The following is a 2,564-nucleotide window of genomic DNA, read 5'->3' as shown; positions in this document are numbered from 1 at the left end:
GCTCCTTTTAATTCCTCTAACTCATTCAATTTCTCTATGATCTCTTTATCTGTCATCTGTTTAATTATATCAATGAATGTGACAGCACCTATATGTTCTAAGTATTCTGCTTTTAACTCAGCTTCATCATATATGTGATACGATGATCTGGACCCTTTTTCTTTTCTGCCACTCAGAAAGTCCACCATATCAGCATTCATTTTGTGGTCTCTCAAATATTGGTTGAAAACCTTTCTCATGTTATGGCTTCGAAATCTGTGAAACTTTCCCTTTACATGAGGGAAGCCTGATTCCTCGCTCAGTCTCTGATACATGGTCTGGATTCCATGATTCGTCAAACCAAAAAGAGATTCTGTTTTGTCATTGTTGCGTTCGCACTCTTCTCGCCAGAGCTTGATCATTCTGGAACATTCCGGACTACAGAAAGTCACGTAACGTCTACCAGTCTTGGCTCTTACAGGATGCCATGTAGTCACTTCAGTTGCTTCATCATAACCATCTATGAAGTCTTGCTTTCTCAAAGAAACAATTTCACTGCTACCCATGCCAGAAGAGCACTGTAACAGAATAATGCACTTGTTTCTTAACTTTGTGTGCATTACAGCCTCTCGGACCTCTTCAAATTTAGGTATGTAAAAATTGACACTAAGCATTTCAGGCGTGCTTAGACGTTCAGGCTTAAGTTCCACGTCATTATATTTGTAGAAGTTTCTGACACACTTCATGTATTGGATACGTGTTGAAGGAGCAAGGTCTTCTTTATCGAGAGATTCACGAAAATCCACGAGATATACTCTCACCTTCCTATGCCGCTCTTTAATATTGACATTATCCTGTTCATCCAGTGCATCATTGATTATCTCGGTCGGAGTTTTATCAAGCATCTTGCAATACTTGAATAATGCTTTAGCGTAGTTCTTTTTTGTATTCGGTTTTCTGTATCCTAAACTACTCTTAAAGGTCGGATCTGCACTCACACTGTTATAATCGAACTCAATCGGTAGCATGCCACTTATCACTAATAGATGATATGAATTCTTTGAATAAAAACATGCTCATTATTGGCATATTACAACTGAAACCCTGGCAAACATAAGCCATGGATTTCCCATTGTTCTTTGTCATGTCTTTGGTGTAGGGTGCTAGTTTCGCCATGCTGTTATCTTCTTTCAATAACAGTACCATGTTCGGGAGAAATGATCTGGCCAAAATGGATAACATTTCTTTGGTATCTTCATTTTTCCTATTTCCTGCAATGACCACTTCGTAAGCTGGTCCCATAATAAAGTCCAGAGCTTGCAGGAATTGGGAATATGCCATGGGCATTGCATCTATCTGGCCCGAGAATGCTTTCATCGATGCATAGGCTTTTTCCTCAAGATCTGTATCGCCTGTTAGCCGGGATAATCTGAAAAGGTTCAACACGCTCACCGAGTTCCCGGAGGGCATTGCTCCGTCATATACTTCCTTTTTCCTGAACAAGAGGGTTTCAGAATCTTTTGCAGTATGGAAGAATCCTCCTTCATCATCCATGAAGTCCAGTATCTGCAGGGAATTAAGCCTCAGTGCATGTTCAAGATACTTTTTTTCAAGGGTGGCTTGATATAGTTCAATGAGGCCCCAGACAAAAAAGGTGTAGTCTTCCAGGAAACCAGTAATAGAGGTTTCACCATCCCGGTAACGATGCAGCAGTCTGCCATCGTGGAATGACATGTGCTCAAGGATGAAGTCTGCAGTCTTGGATGCTGCCTGTGCATACTCTGGTCTTTCAAAGGCCCTGGATGCTTTGCAGAGGGCAACGATCATCAGTCCGTTCCAGTCTGTAAGCACTTTGTCATCCTTTGAAGGATGCACTCTTTTTTCTCTTGCAGCAAAAAGCATTTTTCTTGAAGGTTCAAGCTTTGCCCTCAATTCATCTAAGGAAAGCCCCAGTTCCTGTGCTACTTCTTGCATTGGCCTTGCCAGACGCAGTATGTTCTGCCGGGTGGAAACACCTGATATTTCCTCCTTGTAATTACCCTCGGATGATACGTCATATACTTTGCATACAATGTCTGCCGCCTCTGTAGGAAGAATACCATATATCTCTTCTTTTTTCCAGAGATAGAACTTACCTTCCACCCCTTCGCTATCTGCGTCCTCTGCACAGTAGAAGGCTCCCTCAGCAGAGCACATATCCCTCAGCACATATTCTATGACCTCTTCTGCCACCCGCCTGTGATCTTCAATGCCTGTCACCTGGAAACCTTCGGTGTATGCCATAATGAGCATTGCCTGATCATAGAGCATTTTTTCAAAGTGGGGCACCAGCCACTGACCATCCGTGGAATAGCGATGAAAGCCAAATCCTACATGGTCATATATGCCTCCTCTGCGCATAGCATCCAGGGTTTTTGTGACCATTTGCAATGCTTCCAATTTTCCCGTACGATGCCAATATCTGAAGAGAAATGTAAGGTTATGTGGAGACGGGAATTTTGGAGCCCGGCCAAATCCTCCTGCCTGCCAGTCGAAAGCGGAAATTAACTGTGAGTAACCACTGTGCAGGGTCTTTTCGTTCAGTT

General features: G+C 42.7%; 2 protein-coding genes. Both read right to left on the bottom strand.

Annotated features, from left to right (window positions below; genetic code table 11):
• A partial coding sequence (locus AB7U21_RS08910) for a tyrosine-type recombinase/integrase (protein WP_428388413.1) occupies positions 1–1,007 on the bottom strand: 1,007 nt, incomplete at its 3' end.
• Positions 994–2,564, bottom strand: a 1,571-nt coding sequence (locus AB7U21_RS08905) for a thioredoxin domain-containing protein (protein ID WP_428388411.1), incomplete at its 5' end; no start/stop codon positions are given. The genes AB7U21_RS08905 and AB7U21_RS08910, both read right to left, overlap by 14 nt.

It is taken from the genome of Methanomethylovorans sp., assembly GCF_050177135.1.
Lineage (GTDB): Archaea > Halobacteriota > Methanosarcinia > Methanosarcinales > Methanosarcinaceae > Methanomethylovorans.
Note: the sequence above shows the minus strand (reverse complement) of the source record. Positions and strands in the feature narration are given on the sequence as shown.